The organism is Spirillospora sp. NPDC049024 (assembly GCF_040649235.1).
Classification (GTDB): domain Bacteria; phylum Actinomycetota; class Actinomycetes; order Streptosporangiales; family Streptosporangiaceae; genus Spirillospora.
This window is the reverse complement of the sequence record NZ_JBEZFD010000035.1, coordinates 1-16,257: the sequence shown is the minus strand read 5'-3', so window position 1 is coordinate 16,257 and position 16,257 is coordinate 1. Positions and strand designations below refer to the sequence as shown.

Sequence of the window (16,257 nt, the reverse complement as noted above, 5' to 3'; positions counted from 1 at the left end):
CATGCGCGCGAGCCGGCTGCTGTCCCTCCTGCTGCTCCTGCAGACCAGGGAACGCATGACCGCCCGCGAACTGGCCGCCGAACTGGAAGTGTCCGTCCGCACCGTCTACCGCGACGTCGAATCCCTCAGCGCCGCCGGCGTCCCCGTCTACGCCGACCGCGGCCCCGACGGCGGCTACCGCCTCCTCAACGGCTACCGCACCCGCCTCACCGGCCTCACCGCCACCGAAGCCGAATCCCTCACCCTCTCGGCCCTGCCCGGCCCCGCCTCCCAACTCGGCCTCGGCGACGTCCTCGCCGCCGAACTCAAACTCATGGCCGCCCTCCCACCCGACCTGCGCACCCGCGCCGCCCGCATCCGCGAACGCTTCCACCTCGACGCCCCCGGCTGGTTCCGCTCCCCCGACGAAGTCCCCCACCTGCACGCCATCGCCGACGCCGTCTGGAACCAGCACCGCATCGAGGTGCTCTACCGCCGCTGGCGCCGCCCCCAGCAGGTCACCCGCACCCTCGACCCCCTCGGCGTCGTCCTCAAAGCCGGCACCTGGTACCTCATCGCCCGCGCCGCCGACCCCGCACCCGCACCCCACCCCGACGCGCCCGCCGACGGCACCGCCGACGCACCCCGCACCTACCGCGTCTCACGCGTCCTCACCCTGCGCGCCCTGCCCGGCCACTTCGACCGCCCCCACGGCTTCGACCTCGCCGCCTACTGGGCCGCCTACGCCGAACGCTTCGAAGCCGACGCCTACCGCGAATACGCCACCGTCAAGCTCTCACCCGACGGCCTCACCCGCTCCCAGATCCTCCTCCCGCCCACCATGGCCCGCGCCGCCCTCGACACCGCCACCCCACCCGGCCCCGACGGCTGGGTCCACGCCACCCTCCCCATCGAGTCCGTCCGCCACGCCCACGTCGAATTCCTCAAACTCGGCGCCGACGTCGAGGTCGTCGACCCCCCGCACCTCCGCGACATGATCGCCGCCACCGCCCGCGCCATCACCGCCCGCTACACCCCCGCCGACGACTGACCCGAACCCCGATCCTCTCGGCCAGGCCGCCGCGTGCTCCACGGCCGCTAAGAGCCGAGAGCAGCCCTGCGTCGGGTCTCCTTCAGATGGACGTCGATGTACCCGGTGAGGGTCAGAGCGTCCTTAAGGCTGTCGGCCTGAAAGGAAATACGGCGAAGCAGGCTGACGCCGTTGAGCACGACGCCCTCACGAGCGAGGACGAACATCAGGGTGAGGAAGGCGCACCGAGCGTTGCCGTCACCGAAAGGATGGAAGAAGCAGACGTCCAGATAGGCGCGCGCAGCGCGCGCGGTCAACGCCAACGACCGCTCACCGCCCGCCGCGCTCTCGGCCAAGCAGGCGTCCAAGCGTGCCCGAGTATCCGGCCCGATGCCATAGCGCTCCCTGCCCCCCTTGGCGAACGCGGGCAGGCTGCGGAACGGCGGCGGCTCCGCGGTGCCCAAGACGTGCCGCTGCCACCCGCGAAGCAACGCGAAGTCGAGCGAAGCGCCGCGCGCAGCGTCCGCCCGCACCCGCTCCAGAGCGGCGAGCAGACCCTCGGCACGGGCAGGATCCACGGCGCCGTCGAAGGCCCGGATGTCCTCCGCGGCGCCGTCACGCGACGACACCACCGGCTCCTCCGCACCAACGGCCGCCCCCTCCGGCCACGGCACGGCCTCGCGCACCGCGAGCCAGCGCTCCAAATGGTCCGGCACGCCGCCGGCGGACCGCACGCCGTCATCCGGCCGCAGCGACCGCGCAAGCTTTTCCACGACGTCCTCGACCAGCACCGTGTCGGGACCCGTCCAGCTCCTGAACCGTCCGCCGACCGCGTCCTCGACCAGGTCCTCCGCCAGGTCCGCGGGAATCCCCCAGTGGCTGAGGAACCAAGTGAGCACCTGCACGCAGTGCCCGTACCAGCCGCTGCCGCAACCGGTGCGGTCGACCACCTGCAGGATCAGGTTCCGAGCGGCGCGCTCCCACAGGATCCGCTGGTCCTCGACGGCGGACAGCTCCAACGGGTACGCCTCGAACCATCCGGCCAGACTCTCCAACCACTCGCGCCACTCGCACAGCGCCGCGACCACACAGGCGAGCGTCTCCTCCGGGCCGCCGATCGAGCCCCGCGGACAGCACCAGCTCCCGACCGGCCCCCCATCGAAGTCCCCCTCGTCATGCGACCAGCGCCAGCCCACGACCCAATGGCCGTAACGCTCGACAAGCGCGTGGGACATTGCGTCCGCCCACGGCTCGGCCACCTCGCGATCCCAAGCACGCATCGCCGCATCAGCCGGGGGAACCTCAGGGCGGCACGGCACTCGCCGGGCCGGACCGAGCGAACGCACCACCTGCGCCGCCGCAGCGGCGTCGAAAGGATGAAGGGCAGGATCCACCTCAGCCCAGGTCAGATAGGCGGGGGACAGCTCAACGATCACCGCGCAAGCCTGCCACGTCCACCCCGCCCGCCCTCAAGCGGATTTCCCGCGCCTCACACCGCCGGCGGTTGGCAGCCCGGGCACCAGAACAGGTTCCGCGACGCCAACTCCGCCGTCGCCACCGCAGTCCCGCACACCAGGCACGGCCGGCCCGCACGCCGGTACACGTAGACCTCACCGCCATGGCCGTCCACCCGCGGCGGACGCCCCATCGCCTCCGGCATGTGCTCCGGCCGCACCGTATCGATCCGCCCCGCACGCACCCCCGCCGCCATCAACTCCACCAGGTCGTCCCACACCGCCCGCCACTGCCCCGCACTCAACCGCCGCCCCGGCAGCCGCGGATCGATCCCCTGCCGGAACAGCACCTCGGCCCGGTAGATGTTCCCCGGCCCCGCCACCACCGACTGATCCATCAGCAGCACCGCGATCGGCGTCCGCGCCCGGCTGATCCGCCGCCACGCCGCCTCCGGATCGGCGTCCCCGCGCAGCGGATCCGGCCCCAGCCGGTCGCGCAGCAGCTTCACCTCCCCCGGCTCCAGCAGCTCGCACGCATTGGGACCCCGCAGGTCCGCGAAACCCCCGCCGCCCTCCAGCCGCAGCCGCACCATCCCGACCGGAGCCGGCGCCGGCCCCTCCCCGAACACGTACTTGCCGTAGATGCCGAGATGCACATGCAGCGTCCGCTCGTCCTCGAACGCCAGCAGCAGATGCTTGCCGTGCGCGTCCGCCGACGACAGCACCCGCCCGTCCAACTGGCGCGCGCCCTCGGCGAACCTCCCCTGGGGACTCGTGGCGGCGACGGCGAGGCCGCCGAACATCCGCTGATGCTCGGCGGCCAGACGGTGGATCGTGTGTCCCTCGGGCATGGCCCGGAGCATAGCCCCGCGCTACCGCAGCGGCTCCCCGACCTCCCGCATGTGACCCAGCGCCAACCGGTACGACTCCACCAGCCCCGTCTCCGCGTACGGCAGCCCCACCGCCGCGCAGTGCTCACGCACCAGCGGCCGCAGCGCCCGCAGGTTGCACCGCGGAACACCAGGGAACAGGTGATGCTCGATCTGGTAGTTCAGGCCGCCCATCAGCCAGTCCGTCGCCAGACCGCCCCGCACGTTGCGCGACGTCAGCACCTGCCGCCGCAGATGCCCCCACCGCTCCCTCGGCTCCGGCATCGCCATCCCCTTGTGGTTGGGCGCGAACACCGCACCGAGATGCACCCCGAACACCGCGTGCTGAACCGCGACCAGCGCCAGCGCCTGCCCCACCGGCAGCAACGCGAACGCCAGCCCCAGGTACCCCACCGCGTGCAGGACCAGCAGACCGCCCTCCAGAACCTGGTCCCGGCGAGCCCGCCCCCGCAGGAACATCAGGCTCCCCACCTTCAGGTTCAGGCCCTCCAGCGTCAGCAGCGGGAAGAACAGCGCGGCCTGGTGCCGCGCCACCCACCGCAGCACACCCCGCTTGCTCTGCGCCTGCTCACTCGTCCACGCCAGCACGCCCTCCCCCACGTCGGGGTCCTTGCCGACATGGTTCGGATTCGCGTGATGCCGGTTGTGCTTGTCGTTCCACCACCCATGCCCCATGCCCAGCAGCAGGTTCCCGAGTAGCAACCCCAGCCACCGGTTCCCCCGCGGGCTCCGCGCGATCTGCCGGTGCCCCGAGTCGTGCCCGAGGAACGCCGTCCGCGCCGACAGCACCGCCAGCGGGACGCCCAGCAGGACCGTCCACCAACTGTCCCCCGCCCACGCGACCGCCGCCCACACCGCCGCGGTCGCCGCCAGGTTCAGCCCGATCGCCCACGCGTAGTAGCCGCGCCGACGGTCGAGCAGACCGCTCCCGCGGACGCGCCGCGCCAGCGGCGCGAAATCACTGCCGGCCGACCGCTCGGACGGTCGGGACGGGGCGGACAGGGTAGCGGGCATCGAGGCTCCAATCGCCGGAGGACGGGACATCGCGCGGGGCGCGGATGAAGACGCCTCGAAAACTACGGAGTGTGAGACCGCCCGGTCGCCCCGCTGCGGAGCCATTCACCACCTGGCTCCCAGGTCCCGGTACCGCGCGGCCCTCCCACCCGCTCGAGCGACCAGCGGCGGAACCGGGACCCTGCGCCGAAGCCGGGACAGGGCCTCCATATAGGGTCACAAGTCATGGACGACGACTCTCGGTGGATCGAACTGGACGGCGCCGTCAACGCCCGCGACCTCGGGGGCCTCCCCACGGTCGACGGCCGCACCACCCGGCGCGGACGCGTTCTCCGGTCCGACAACCTCCAGGACCTGTCCGTCGCCGACGTCCGGCTCCTCCTGGACGACTACGCCCTCAAGAACATCATCGACCTGCGCAGCGACGCCGAAGTCCGCCTCGAGGGGCCCGGCCCCCTCACCCGCGTCCCGTCCGTGACGATCCACCAGCTGTCGCTGTTCGCCGAAGGCGGCCGCCACACCGACGTCGCCGCCGACGTCGCCAAAGCCCTGCCCTGGCAGGAGCGCGCATCCGACGGCCCCGAACAGGACCGTTCCACCGGGCACTACCTCGGCTACCTCGCCGACCGGGGCGACTCCGTCGTCGCCGCCCTGCGCGTCATGACCCGCACCGACGGGTCCGCGCTCGTCCACTGCGCCGCCGGCAAGGACCGCACCGGCGTCGTCTGCGCCCTCGCCCTCGACGTGGCCGGCGTCACCCGCGAGGCGATCGTCGCCGACTACGCCCAGACGGGCGAGCGCCTCGAAGCGATCCTGCGGCGGCTGCGCGCCAGCGACACCTACGCCGCCGATCTCGACTCCCGCCCCGCCGACAGCCACCGGCCCCACGCCGCGATCATGGAGAAGCTCTTCACCCGCGTCGACGAGGAGCACGGCGGGACCCTGGGCTGGCTCGCCGGACACGGCTGGACCACCGAGGACACCGACGCCCTCCGCGAACGCCTCCTCGGCTGACCTCCGCCCCGAGCGGACATACCCGAACCATTGCTCGTCCCCTCGCGAGCCCATGCTCCAAAACCTCACGTAGACCTAGGCCAAGGCGGCTAGGCCGGTTCTCTCCCCGACCGATGGGCTCCGTTCCAGGTGTGGGGTTTGTTTTCTTGGCTGACAGGGTGGGGATGCATCCAGCCCGAGGCCTTTACATTGTAATTTGAATGTTGAAGTAAGGTCGGGGACGCCGCCGTTCCGTGGCGCTCGGGTCCTCGCAGGTCAGGCGAGGATGTTGCGGACGGCCGCCTGCGCGGCCTTGCGGAGGTCGGCGTGCAGGGCCGCGTTCGCTTCCCTGTCGGTGCGGGCCTCGATGATCCGCAGCCCCTCCCCCGCCAGCGCCTTCGGCAGCTCCGCGGCGGCGCCGAGCCGCCGGTACGGGACGCCGTGCGCGGCGGCGACCGCCTCCAGGTCGACCTGGTGCGGGGTGCCGAAGACCCGCTCGAACGGGCCGCGCAGCGCCGCCTGCGGCAGCAGCGAGAAGATCCCGCCGCCCTGGTTGTTCACCACGACGATCGCCAGGTCGGGACGGCGGTCCCGCGGCCCCACGATCAGGCCGTTCTGGTCGTGCAGGAACGCCAGATCGCCCAGGAGGGCGTAGGAGCGGCCGCTGTGCACCAGCGCCGCGCCGATCGCGGTCGACACCAGCCCGTCGATGCCGCTCGCACCCCGGTTGGCCATGATCCGGATGCCGCGGCGCGGCCGCATCACCTGGTCCAGGTCGCGGATCGGCATGCTCGCCGCCGTGAACAGCAGCGACCCGCCCGGCAGCGCCGCGACCAGGTCGCGGGCCAGCCGCGGCTCGCTCACCTCGGGCACGGCGTCCAGGACCGCGTCCACCGCCGCGGCGGCGGCCTGGTCGGCGGAGCGCCACGACTTCAGCCACGTGTCGTCGCCCGACACCACCGGGATCTCGACGTCGGGCGCCACCTGCGTCGCCGAGCGGACCGGGTCGGGCCAGTGCGCCAGATCCGGCGCCAGCACGATGTGCTCCTCGGCGCGGCGCAGCAGCGACAGCAGCGGGCGCGACAGGCCCGGCTTGCCCAGCGTCACCACGACCTCGGGGCGGTGCCGCTCCACGAACTCCGGGACGCCCAGCAGGAAATGGTGCGACGACAGGGCGTGGTCGCCGTAGCGGGCGTTGCCGTTCGGTTCGGCGAGGACGGGCCAGCCGGCCATCGACGCCGCCGCCACGTACCGCTTGACGTTCACGGCACCGTCGCCCACCACCAGGACGCCGCGCCGCGTCGGCGGGACGTGCAGCACCGAACCGGGCGTCGCCGGACGCACCTTCGTCCACGCGCCGGTCGCGTCCCCGTCGAGGGGCTCGCACCACGTCTCGTCACCGTCGGGGATCAGCGGCTCGCGGAACGCCGCGTTCATGTGCACCGGCCCCGCGACGGGCGCCTGCGCCAGCCCCCACGCGCGGCTCACCAGCGACCGCCAGTACGCCACCATCCCCGGCCGGTTCTCCGGGACGCCGATCTCGGTGCTCCACCGCACCGCCGTCCCGTACAGCTTCACCTGGTCGATCGTCTGGTTCGCGCCCGTGTCGCGTAGCTCCGGCGGCCGGTCCGCCGTGATCACGATGAGCGGGACGCCGGACTCGTGCGCCTCGACCACCGCCGGATGGAAGTTCGCCGCCGCCGTGCCCGACGTGCACACCAGCGCCACCGGGCGCCCCGACCGCTTCGCCATGCCGAGCCCGAGGAACGACGCCGACCGCTCGTCGATCCGCACGTGCAGCCGAAGGCGGCCCGCCTCCTCGGCCGCGTGCAGCGCCAGCGCCAGCGGCGCCGACCGCGATCCCGGCGCCAGCACCGCGTCGGTCATCCCGCAGCGCACCAGTTCGTCGACCAGGACGGTCGCCAGCGCGGTCGCCGGGTTCACCGCGCCACCTCGACCACCGCGGGGCCGTCCAGATGGGACTGCGCGGCGAGCGCCCGTTCCCGCCAGGGCGCGCTCGGCACCTCCCAGCGGCGCAGCGCCTCCTCGTCCACCACCGGCCGGCGCACCTCGATCTCCCCCGCGACCGGACGCAGCGGGTCGCGCACGACGTCGCCCTCCAGCAGCGACAGCGTCCCCAGCCCGCACGCGTACCGCAGCTCCGGCAGCGCGGCGGCCAGCGCCACCCCCGCCGCCAGCCCCACCGACGTCTCCACCGCGCTCGACACCACCACCGGCAGCCCGCACGCCTCCGCGACCCGCAGCGACGCCGCGACCCCGCCGAGCGGCTGCACCTTCAGCACCGCCACGTCGGCGGCGTCCGCCGCACGCACCTTCAGCGGGTCCTCGGCGCGGCGGATCGACTCGTCCGCGGCGATCGGCACGTCCACCCGCCGCCGCACCGCCGCCAGCTCCTCGAGCGTCGCGCAGGGCTGCTCGGCGTACTCCAGCTCCCACCGGTCCAGCGACCGGACCATCCGCGCGGCGCGGTCGACGTCCCAGGCGCCGTTCGCGTCGACCCGGATCCTGCCCTGCGGTCCGAGCGCCGCGCGCACCGCCTCGACCCGCGCCATGTCGTCGGCGTCGGTCTGGCCGCGCTCGGCGACCTTCACCTTCGCGGTCCGGCAGCCGGACTCCCGCGCCATCTCGAACGCCCGCTCCGGGCCGACCGCCGGGATCGTCGCGTTCACCGGGACGCGGTCGCGGACGGGGGCGGGCCAGCCCTGTGCCGCGGCCTCGCGCGCCGCGGCCAGCCAGCGGGCGCACTCGGCGGGACCGTACTCGGCGAACGGCGAGAACTCCCCCCAGCCGGCGGGCCCCTGCAGCAGTGCGCCCTCCCGCCGTGTCACGCCGCGGAACCGCGTCCGCATCGGGATGGAGTACACCCGCACCCGCCGACCCCCTGACCGTCAATCACGGCATTTCCGGATCACACCGTGCGCTCGGACCCTTAGTAGTACCACCGAGAACGTATCGAATGGTGACGGGCAACGCCGCCCCGACCCGTTCATGCCCGCCGCACCCGCTCCCCCGCGCCGGATCGCACCGCGGCCACCGGTTCGCGGGGGTCAGGTCACCGCCTGGCAGCACCCGCATGCACCGTCGACCAAGGGCGAGCGTGAGCCGACCGGCCGCAGCAACGTAGGGCTCGGACGGTCAGTAGTGCCAGGGGAAACGCGACCAGTCGGGGGTGCGCTTCTCCAGGAAGGAGTCCCGGCCCTCGGCGGCCTCGTCGGTGCCGTAGGCCAGGCGGGTCGCCTCGCCGGCGAAGACCTGCTGGCCCACGAGGCCGTCGTCGATGAGGTTGAAGGCGTACTTCAGCATGCGCTGCGCCGTCGGGCTCTTGCCGTTGACCTTCCGCGCCCACTCCAGGGCCGTCGCCTCGAGCTCGGCGTGCGGGACGACGGCGTTCACCATGCCCATGCGGTGGGCGGCCTCGGCGTCGTAGGTGTCGCCGAGGAAGAAGATCTCCCGGGCGAACTTCTGCCCCACCTGCCGCGCCAGGTACGCCGACCCGAAGCCGCCGTCGAAGCTCGCCACGTCCGCGTCGGTCTGCTTGAAGCGCGCGTGCTCCCGGCTGGCGAGCGTCAGGTCGCACACCACGTGCAGGCTGTGCCCGCCCCCGGCCGCCCAGCCCGGCACCACGCAGATGACGACCTTGCCCATGAACCGGATCAGCCGCTGCACCTCCAGGATGTGCAGCCGCCCCGCCCGCGCCGGGTCGATCGTGTCGGACGTCTCGCCCTCGGCGTACTTGTAGCCGTCCTTGCCGCGGATCCGCTGGTCCCCGCCCGAGCAGAACGCCCAGCCGCCGTCCCTGGGCGACGGCCCGTTACCGGTCAGCAGCACGCAGCCGATGTCGCTGGACATGCGCGCGTGGTCCAGCGCCCGGTAAAGCTCGTCCACCGTGTGCGGACGGAACGCGTTGCGCACCTCCGGGCGGTTGAACGCCACCCGCACCGTCCCGTGGTCGACGGCCCGGTGGTAGGTGATGTCGGTGAAGCCGAACCCCTCGACCTCTTTCCAGGCGTCCGCGTCGAACAGCTCCGAGACCATGTCTTCCTCTCCGTCGGGCGACCGCGCCGCGGCCGGGGCGCGGCGCTCGGGCTCCATTCAACCGGCCCCGCGTTTGAACGCGTTCAGCGGGGTCGTCTACGCTGATGAGATCATGGATCGCCCTCTGCACGCCGTCGTCCTGCCGCCCGGCCCCCGCCTGCTGCGAGCCCTGGCCGACGCCCTGGACGGCGGCCCCGCGATCTGCCCCCTCTCCCCCGACCTGCCCGAGGCCGCGCTGCGCGGACTCCTCGACGCCCTGGCGCCGGACGCGGTCGAGACGGCCGGCGGCGTCGTTCCCCACTCCCCCGCCGGCGGGCACGCGCCCGTCGGCGCCGACACGGCCGTGCTGATCGCCACGTCCGGGTCCACCGGCGCCCCCAAGTTCGTCGAGCTGCCGGCCGGCGCGCTGCGCCACTCCGCCGCCGGCACCCTCGCCCGCATCGGGGCCGGGCCCGGCGACCGGTGGCTGTGCTGCCTGCCCACCAGCCACATCTCCGGCGTCCAGGTCCTGGTCCGCGCTCTCGTCGCCGGCACCGACCCGGTCATCGCGCCCCGCTTCGACGCCGCCGCCGTCGCCGAGGCCGGCGGGTTCCACCTCTCCCTCGTCCCCACCCAGCTGCGCCGGCTCCTGGACATCGGCGCCGACCTGTCGCGGCTCGGCGCGATCGTCCTCGGCGGCGCCGCCGCCTCGCCCGGCCTCCTGGCCGAGGCGCGAGGGCGGGGCGCCCGCGTGTTCACCACCTACGGGATGAGCGAGACGTGCGGCGGCTGCGTCTACGACGGCACGCCCCTGGACGGCATGCGCGTCGCGCTCGGTGACGGCGGCCGGATCCGCCTAGCCGGCCCGTCGCTGTTCACCGGCTACCGGCTGCGGCCCGAGCTGACCGCCGCCGCCCGGGACGGCGAGTGGTTCCTCACCCAGGACCTCGGCGCCGTAGAGGACGGCCGGCTCCGCGTCCGCGGCCGCCTGGACGACGTGATCAACACCGGCGGCGAGAAGGTCGTCGCGGGGGAGATCGCCACCGTGCTGTCGCGGCACCCGAAGGTCCGCGACGTCGTCGTGGTCGGCCGGCCCGACCCCGAGTGGGGCGAGCGGGTCACCGCCGTCGTCGTCCCCGCGGCGTCCGGCCTGCCGGAACTGACCGAGCTGCGCGCGTTCGTCCGCGAGACGATGCCCCCGTACGCCGCGCCGCGCGAGCTGGAGCTGGTGGACGCCATCCCGCTGCTGGCGTCCGGCAAGCCCGACCGCGCCCGGCTCCGCGCCCCCGCGCACTGAACCCCGAGCGTTGACGGCCGGGCCGCGGAGCACCCGCATGGCACGGCGACCCCCTGGGCAGAGGACGGATCATGGCGGCGCAGAGCGGCGGGCGAAAGGTCGAAGAGCGGCGGGACGGCGGATCGCACGACGAGAGCCGCCTGACCGTCGCGCTGGCGTTCGCCGCCAATCTCGGCATCGCCGTCGCCAAGGTCGTCGCCGCGCTGATCACCGGGTCGGCGTCGATGGCCGCCGAGGCCGCGCACTCGATCGCCGACACCTTCAACGAGGTGCTGCTGCTGGTGGGACTGCGCCGCAGCGGGCGCCCCGCCGACCGCCGCCACCCGCTCGGCTACGGCAAGGAGCGCTACATCTGGACCCTGCTCGTCGCCGTTGCGATCTTCGGGATGGGCGCGCTGTTCTCCTTCTACCAGGGGATCCAGACGCTCACCGGGCACCGGGGCGCCGCCGAGTCCGGCACGATCGTCGGGTACGCCGTGCTCGGGGTGGCGTTCGTGCTGGAGGCGGTCTCGTGGCAGCAGGCCGTCCGGCAGGTCCGGGCCGCCGCGCGGGCGGAGGACCTGCCGCTGCGCGCCTACATCCGCCGCACCGACGAGCCCACCGCGGTCAGCGTCCTGCTGGAGGACTCGGCGGCCCTCGTCGGCCTGGTCATCGCGTTCGGCGGCCTCGGCCTGCACCAGCTCACCGGGTCGGCCACCTGGGACGCCGTGGGCTCGCTGCTCATCGGCGTGCTGCTGACCGCCGTCGCGCTCGTGCTCGGCCGGATCAACCTGAACCTGCTGATCGGCTCGCAGGCCGACCCGCGGATCGTCGCCGACGTCCGCGCGCGCCTCGGCGGCGCGCCCGAGGTGGAGTGGGTCGTCGACATCGTCACGGTGACCTTCGGCGCCGACCGCGTCCTGGTCTGCGCCCGGCTCGACTTCCGCGACTCCCTCACCGCCGCCGAGGTCGAGCGGGCCTGCGTCCGGATGGCCCGCGACCTGCGCGCCGCGCACGAGGAGATCGACGAGGTCTTCCTCGAACCGGTGCCCCGCGACGACCCTGAGCTGCGCGAACGCGTCATCGCACGTTATGGTCGGACATTGCGGCCCAAGAGTCCGGAGGCGTAGTGGCCTTTCTCACGTCGTCGCCGACCCGGGGCCTTTACGAAGTAAGGTAGGAACGGGGTGGTTCGGCGGGTGTGAAACCGCTGGCTGCGGGCACCACGACCGTCTGGATCGCTCCTTCACGATCCCCCGGCGGAGCGCCGCCCGGCGATGGGGCCGGGAACAACAGGCCCGTCCTGCGACGTTCCGTTAAGTGCGTGCGCCACGAGCGAACACAATCCAGCGCCGCACTCACACACCGAAGGGAGGGGGGTGTCCCCATGCCGCGAAGCGCCGTCGAGACCCCGCTCACGGAGTCGCCGAGCCCCGCGCTCAACGACCTCCTGAAGCGTGGCCGCGCCCAAGGGCGCCTCTCGCTCGACGAGGTGAGGGGGGCCTTCGAGACCGCCGGCATCAGCCCGGCCCAGGGCCGCTCCATCCTGCGCGAGCTGTCCGAGGCCGGCATCAGCCTGGCGGGCGAGTCCGACGCCGTCCGCAAGATGGCCGCGGCCGCCGACCACGACGGTGGGGAGACCGCCCAGGACACCTCCGCCGGCGCCGCCAAGAGGCATGCCGCCCGCAGGGGCGCCGCCAAGCGGACCGCCAAGTCCGCCGGCGCCGCGCCGCGGCCGGGCGGGCAGGGCGACGCCCCGGTCGAGGAGGGGTTCGAGGTCACCGAGGTCGAGGTCGAGGAGACCTCCGCCGACCTGGACGACCAGTCGACCACGATGGGCGACTCCGTCCACACCTACCTCAAGGCCATCGGGCGCCGCCAGCTCCTGACCGCCGAGCAGGAGGTCGACCTCGCCAAGCGGATCGAGGCCGGCCTGTACGCCGAGCACAAGCTGGAGACCGAGGACCTCTCCCCCGCCCTGCGCGCCGACCTGGAATGGGTCGCCGCCGACGGCCGCCGCGCCAAGGCCCACATGCTGGAGGCCAACCTCCGGCTCGTGGTGTCGGTCGCCAAGAAGTACTCCGACCGCGGCCTGTCGCTGCTGGACGTCGTCCAGGAGGGCAACCTCGGCCTGATCCGCGCCGTGGAGAAGTTCGACTACTCCAAGGGCTACAAGTTCTCCACCTACGCCATGTGGTGGATCCGCCAGGCGATCCAGCGCGGCTTCGCCGACTCGGCCCGCACGATCCGGCTGCCCGTCCACGTGCTGGAGATGCTCAGCAAGCTGAGCCGCGTCGAGCGCGACATGCACCAGCGGCTCGGCCGCGAGCCCACCCCCGAGGAACTGGCCGCCGAGCTGGACAAGAGCCCCGAGCAGGTCCGCGAGCTGCTGCGCACCAGCCGCCAGCCGATCAGCCTGGACTCCACCATCGGCGAGGACGGCGAGACCCGCATCGGCGACCTCATCGAGGACACCGACAGCCCCGAGGCCTCGGAGCTGGTGGACCGCCAGCTCATGGCCGACCAGCTGCGCCGCACCCTCGACATCCTGTCCCCGCGCGAAGCCAAGATCATGGCGATGCGGTTCGGGCTGTACGACGGGACGCCGCGCACGCTGGACGAGATCGGCAAGGCCCTCGGGCTGACCCGCGAGCGGATCCGGCAGCTGGAGAAGGAGTCGCTGTCCAAGCTGCGGCACCCCAGCAACGCCCGGCCGCTGCTGGACTTCGCCGTCTGACCCGTCGCAGGCCCGGCAAACGGAGGGCCCGCGTGACCGCCGCGGTCACGCGGGGCCCTTCCGCGTTCCGTCAGTCGGCGCGGCGGAACTGCAGGATGGCCACGCCCATCAGGCCCACGCCCATGCCGAGGACGAGAAGGACCTCCAGCCAGATCGGGACCACCCAGCCGCCCCAGGTGACGCCCGGGTCGAACGTCCGCATCAGCTCCGGCGAGACGTCCAGGCGGGAGAACACCGCGTGGCGCAGCGGATCGACGGCGTAGGTGAGCGGGTTGAACCGGGTCAGCACGGTCAGCCACGCCGGGAGCCCGCTCAGCGGGTACAGGGCCCCGGACAGGAACATCATCGGCATCATCGCCATCTGCATGAGGCCGAAGAACGACTGCATGCTGGTGATCCGCGCGGCCATCATGACGCCGAACCCGGTCAGCGCGAACGCCCCGATGAACATCAGGCCGAGCAGCTCCAGCAGCAGCCCCGGGTCGTAGGGGACGCCGGCGAGGCCCGCCAGCGACACGATCACCGCGCCCTGCAGGGTCGCCACCAGGGCGCCCCCCACGCACTTGCCGACGACGATGGCGCTGCGGCTGACCGGCGCGACGAGCATCTCGCGCAGGAACCCGAACTCGCGGTCCCACACGATCGAGCCGGCGGAGAACATCGCGGTGAACATCACCGACATCGCGCACACGCCGGGGAAGATGAAGGTCTTCAGGTCGACGGCCCCCGCGGCGCCGCCGCCGCTGGCCATCAGGTTGGACAGCCCGGTGCCCATGACCAGCAGCCACAGCACCGGCTGGACCAGCCCGGACACCATCCGCAGCTTGTCGCGCCAGAACCGGATCAGCTCCCGGTGCAGGACGATCTTCACGGCGCGCAGGTCCTGCCGCAGGCCGCGCTCGGGCACCCGCACCCGGACGACCTCGGCGCCCGCCGCTGCCCTCTCGGCCGTGCTCGCCATCGTCACCTCCTCATCGCGCGCATCGCGACGCGCATGCCGTCGCTCGCCGAGGCCTCGGCGTCGCGGATCGTGGTGCCGGTGAAGGACATGAACACGTCGTCCAGGGACGGCCGCGCCACGTTCACCGACCTGATCGGGACGCCCAGCTCGGCGAACAGGCGCGGGACGAACGCCTCGCCGGAGGCCACCGGGAACGCGACCGCGCCCTCCGATACGACGGCCTCCAGCCCGAAGCGGTCCTTCAGCGCGGCGATCGCGGCCCCGTCGTCGGCGGTCTGGATGCGGATCCGGTCCTTGCCGACGCCGGCCTTGAGCGCCTCGGGGGTGTCGAGCGCCACGATCCGCCCCGAATCCATGATCGCGATGCGCTCGCAGAACTCGGCCTCGTCCATGTAGTGCGTCGTCATGAAGATCGTGATCTCCTCGGCGGCCTGCAGCTGCCGGATGTACTCCCAGATCGACGCCCGGGTCTGCGGGTCCAGGCCGACGGTCGGCTCGTCCAGGAACAGCACCCGCGGCGAGTGCAGCAGCCCGCGCGCGATCTCCAGGCGGCGCTTCATCCCGCCGGAGTAGGTCTGCACCAGGTCGCGGCGCCGGTCCCACAGGTTGACCATCTCCAGCACCTGCCGGATCCGGGCGGCCGTCGCGGCGCGCGGCACCCCGTACAGCTCGGCGTGGAAGCGCAGGTTCTGCTCGCCCGACAGGTAGCCGTCGACCGTCGGGTCCTGGAAGACCAGCCCGATGTTGCGGCGGACGGCGTCGCGCTCGCGCACCACGTCGAACCCGGCGACCCGCGCGCTGCCGCCGCTCGGGCGCAGCAGGGTGCACAGCATGTTGATCGTCGTGGACTTGCCCGCGCCGTTCGGGCCGAGGAAACCGAAGATCTCCCCCGACCGCACGGTGAAGTCGATCCCCCGCACGGCCTCCACGTCGCCGAACCTCTTGGTCAGGCCGTCGACCTCGACGGCCGGTCCCCCGTCCGGCATGGGGCCTCCCTCCGCGATTGGAGCGAACACCCATATTTTGGGCCATCCAACGGTAGGGATAACCTATCTCTCAGGTCAAGAGAAATAGGACTTGCCAAGACCCCTGAGGGAGCAGTCGTGGAGGACCGGCCCGATCCCCTGCGCGAGTCGCCCGTCTACCTGCTGTTCGAGACGGGCCGGCTCGTGCGGCGCACCTCCGCCCGGCTGTCCCCCGGCCAGCCGAGGCTGCCGTACCTGCTGGTCCTGTCGTGCGTGGTCCGGCACGGGCCGCTGTCGCAGCGCCAGGTCGCCGAGCGGCTGCGCATGGACGCCGGCGACCTCGTCGGCATCGTGGACGCGCTGGAGGGGGCCGGGCACGTCCGGCGGCGCCGCGACCCGCGGGACCGGCGCCGGTACGCGCTGGACGCCACCGAGCACGGGCGGCTGTTCCTCGGCGCGTGCCTGGACGACCGCGCCCGCCTCGACGAGACCCTGTTCGGAGCGCTGTCCCCCGGCGAGACGCGCCTGTTCAAGGAGCTGCTGCTGCGGGTCCTCGCCCACCACGACGACCGGTTCGCCGACGCGCCCGCCCCGCCGGAGCAGGACGGGCCGGGCGGGCCGGGCGAGCCGGGTCAGCGGGCCGACGCCGGCGTCGCGAGCGGGAGCAGCGCCTCGTCGTAGCGGCGCAGGACCAGCCGGGCCATCGCGCCGTGCGCGCCCAGCGGCGCCGCCACCGCGTCCGCGCCGCACGCCCGCATCCGGTCGTGGAAGCGGCCTGGCGCCAGCAGGTAGGACGCTACAGCGACCCGGCGGGCGCCGCCTTCGCGCAGTCCCGCGACGACCTCGTCCAGCGGCGGGCCGCCCGCCGCGACGAAGCCGTGCGGGACGGGCCGCCCGAGCCGCCGCGCCAGCAGCCGGGCGGC

The 16,257-nt window shown here is 73.3% G+C and carries 15 protein-coding genes; 6 read left to right on the top strand and 9 right to left on the bottom strand.

Translation table 11 applies throughout. From position 1 onward, the window contains the following. The first annotated feature begins 1 nt into the window (after nt 1). Nucleotides 2–1,030, top strand: coding sequence for a helix-turn-helix transcriptional regulator (locus tag AB0C21_RS40215; protein ID WP_500211472.1), 1,029 nt, complete (start codon nt 2–4; stop codon nt 1,028–1,030). 47 nt (nt 1,031–1,077) lie between these two features. On the opposite strand, the gene AB0C21_RS40210 is transcribed toward AB0C21_RS40215, so the two are convergent. From AB0C21_RS40210 to AB0C21_RS40200, 3 genes are read right to left on the bottom strand one after another with little or no spacing between them, the layout of a single operon-like run. After that, entirely contained in the window at nt 1,078–2,445 is a 1,368-nt protein-coding gene (locus AB0C21_RS40210; protein WP_500211471.1) for a hypothetical protein, read from the bottom strand. A gap of 53 nt (nt 2,446–2,498) precedes the next feature. After that, a complete protein-coding gene (locus tag AB0C21_RS40205) occupies nt 2,499–3,314 on the bottom strand; it encodes an Fpg/Nei family DNA glycosylase (protein ID WP_500211470.1) in 816 nt (271 codons plus the stop codon). A 21-nt stretch (nt 3,315–3,335) separates the two neighbouring features. After that, the gene (locus AB0C21_RS40200; RefSeq protein WP_500211468.1) at nt 3,336–4,367 is read right to left on the bottom strand and encodes a fatty acid desaturase family protein; all 1,032 of its coding nucleotides are present in this window, start codon (nt 4,365–4,367) and stop codon (nt 3,336–3,338) included. Nucleotides 4,368–4,592: 225 nt separating this feature from the next. Here AB0C21_RS40200 and AB0C21_RS40195 point away from each other — a divergent pair, with 225 nt between their 5' ends. Beyond that, a complete protein-coding gene (locus AB0C21_RS40195; protein WP_149258514.1) occupies nt 4,593–5,381 on the top strand; it encodes a tyrosine-protein phosphatase in 789 nt (262 codons plus the stop codon). Between the two features lie 255 nt (nt 5,382–5,636). Here AB0C21_RS40195 and menD read toward each other — a convergent pair whose 3' ends face one another. The 3 genes from menD to AB0C21_RS40180 form a co-directional block, all read right to left on the bottom strand. Beyond that, nucleotides 5,637–7,304 carry a 2-succinyl-5-enolpyruvyl-6-hydroxy-3-cyclohexene-1-carboxylic-acid synthase gene (gene menD / locus AB0C21_RS40190; RefSeq protein WP_500211466.1) on the bottom strand — a complete coding sequence of 556 codons (1,668 nt, stop codon included), beginning with the start codon at nt 7,302–7,304 and terminating at the stop codon, nt 5,637–5,639. Beyond that, the gene (locus AB0C21_RS40185) at nt 7,301–8,251 is read right to left on the bottom strand and encodes an o-succinylbenzoate synthase (RefSeq protein ID WP_500211465.1); all 951 of its coding nucleotides are present in this window, start codon (nt 8,249–8,251) and stop codon (nt 7,301–7,303) included. Before AB0C21_RS40185 ends, menD begins: the two co-directional genes overlap by 4 nt. 265 nt (nt 8,252–8,516) lie before the next feature. Next, on the bottom strand, nt 8,517–9,416 hold the full coding sequence (locus AB0C21_RS40180) for a 1,4-dihydroxy-2-naphthoyl-CoA synthase (RefSeq protein ID WP_149258517.1): 900 nt from the start codon (nt 9,414–9,416) through the stop codon (nt 8,517–8,519). A gap of 112 nt (nt 9,417–9,528) precedes the next feature. Between AB0C21_RS40180 and AB0C21_RS40175 the strand changes: the two genes are divergently transcribed. The 3 genes from AB0C21_RS40175 to AB0C21_RS40165 all read left to right on the top strand — a co-directional run bounded on the left by AB0C21_RS40175 (nt 9,529) and on the right by AB0C21_RS40165 (nt 13,408). Then, entirely contained in the window at nt 9,529–10,692 is a 1,164-nt protein-coding gene (locus AB0C21_RS40175; RefSeq protein WP_500211464.1) for an AMP-binding protein, read from the top strand. 71 nt (nt 10,693–10,763) lie between these two features. Beyond that, nucleotides 10,764–11,801 (top strand): cation diffusion facilitator family transporter, encoded by a 1,038-nt coding sequence (locus AB0C21_RS40170; protein WP_500211463.1) that lies wholly within the window; start codon nt 10,764–10,766, stop codon nt 11,799–11,801. A gap of 257 nt (nt 11,802–12,058) precedes the next feature. Next, the gene (locus AB0C21_RS40165; RefSeq protein ID WP_500211462.1) at nt 12,059–13,408 is read left to right on the top strand and encodes an RNA polymerase sigma factor; all 1,350 of its coding nucleotides are present in this window, start codon (nt 12,059–12,061) and stop codon (nt 13,406–13,408) included. 70 nt (nt 13,409–13,478) lie between these two features. Here AB0C21_RS40165 and AB0C21_RS40160 read toward each other — a convergent pair whose 3' ends face one another. Together AB0C21_RS40160 and AB0C21_RS40155 are read right to left on the bottom strand one after the other, a co-directional pair. Then, nucleotides 13,479–14,369 (bottom strand): ABC transporter permease, encoded by an 891-nt coding sequence (locus AB0C21_RS40160; RefSeq protein WP_149258521.1) that lies wholly within the window; start codon nt 14,367–14,369, stop codon nt 13,479–13,481. Between the two features lie 2 nt (nt 14,370–14,371). After that, nucleotides 14,372–15,355: an ATP-binding cassette domain-containing protein gene (locus tag AB0C21_RS40155; RefSeq protein ID WP_500211461.1), complete on the bottom strand. Its 984-nt coding sequence runs from the start codon at nt 15,353–15,355 to the stop codon at nt 14,372–14,374. Between the two features lie 117 nt (nt 15,356–15,472). Here AB0C21_RS40155 and AB0C21_RS40150 point away from each other — a divergent pair, with 117 nt between their 5' ends. Then, nucleotides 15,473–16,015 (top strand): MarR family winged helix-turn-helix transcriptional regulator, encoded by a 543-nt coding sequence (locus tag AB0C21_RS40150; RefSeq protein ID WP_500211459.1) that lies wholly within the window; start codon nt 15,473–15,475, stop codon nt 16,013–16,015. Here AB0C21_RS40150 and AB0C21_RS40145 read toward each other — a convergent pair. Then, on the bottom strand, nt 15,967–16,257 hold a 291-nt coding region (locus AB0C21_RS40145; protein WP_500211458.1), incomplete at its 5' end, for a CbiX/SirB N-terminal domain-containing protein. The two genes, AB0C21_RS40150 and AB0C21_RS40145, sit on opposite strands and share 49 nt — an antisense overlap.

Bases quoted from the DNA above. Each gene is read 5' to 3' on its own strand.
- AB0C21_RS40215 (WP_500211472.1), top strand. From the start codon at position 2: ATGCGCGCGAGCCGGCTGCTGTCCCTCCTGCTGCTCCTGCAGACCAGG.
- AB0C21_RS40205 (WP_500211470.1), bottom strand. From the start codon at position 3,314: ATGCCCGAGGGACACACGATCCACCGTCTGGCCGCCGAGCATCAGCGG.
- AB0C21_RS40200 (WP_500211468.1), bottom strand. From the start codon at position 4,367: ATGCCCGCTACCCTGTCCGCCCCGTCCCGACCGTCCGAGCGGTCGGCC.
- AB0C21_RS40195 (WP_149258514.1), top strand. From the start codon at position 4,593: ATGGACGACGACTCTCGGTGGATCGAACTGGACGGCGCCGTCAACGCC.
- AB0C21_RS40180 (WP_149258517.1), bottom strand. From the start codon at position 9,416: ATGGTCTCGGAGCTGTTCGACGCGGACGCCTGGAAAGAGGTCGAGGGG.
- AB0C21_RS40175 (WP_500211464.1), top strand. From the start codon at position 9,529: ATGGATCGCCCTCTGCACGCCGTCGTCCTGCCGCCCGGCCCCCGCCTG.
- AB0C21_RS40170 (WP_500211463.1), top strand. From the start codon at position 10,764: ATGGCGGCGCAGAGCGGCGGGCGAAAGGTCGAAGAGCGGCGGGACGGC.
- AB0C21_RS40165 (WP_500211462.1), top strand. From the start codon at position 12,059: ATGCCGCGAAGCGCCGTCGAGACCCCGCTCACGGAGTCGCCGAGCCCC.
- AB0C21_RS40160 (WP_149258521.1), bottom strand. From the start codon at position 14,369: ATGGCGAGCACGGCCGAGAGGGCAGCGGCGGGCGCCGAGGTCGTCCGG.
- AB0C21_RS40155 (WP_500211461.1), bottom strand. From the start codon at position 15,355: ATGCCGGACGGGGGACCGGCCGTCGAGGTCGACGGCCTGACCAAGAGG.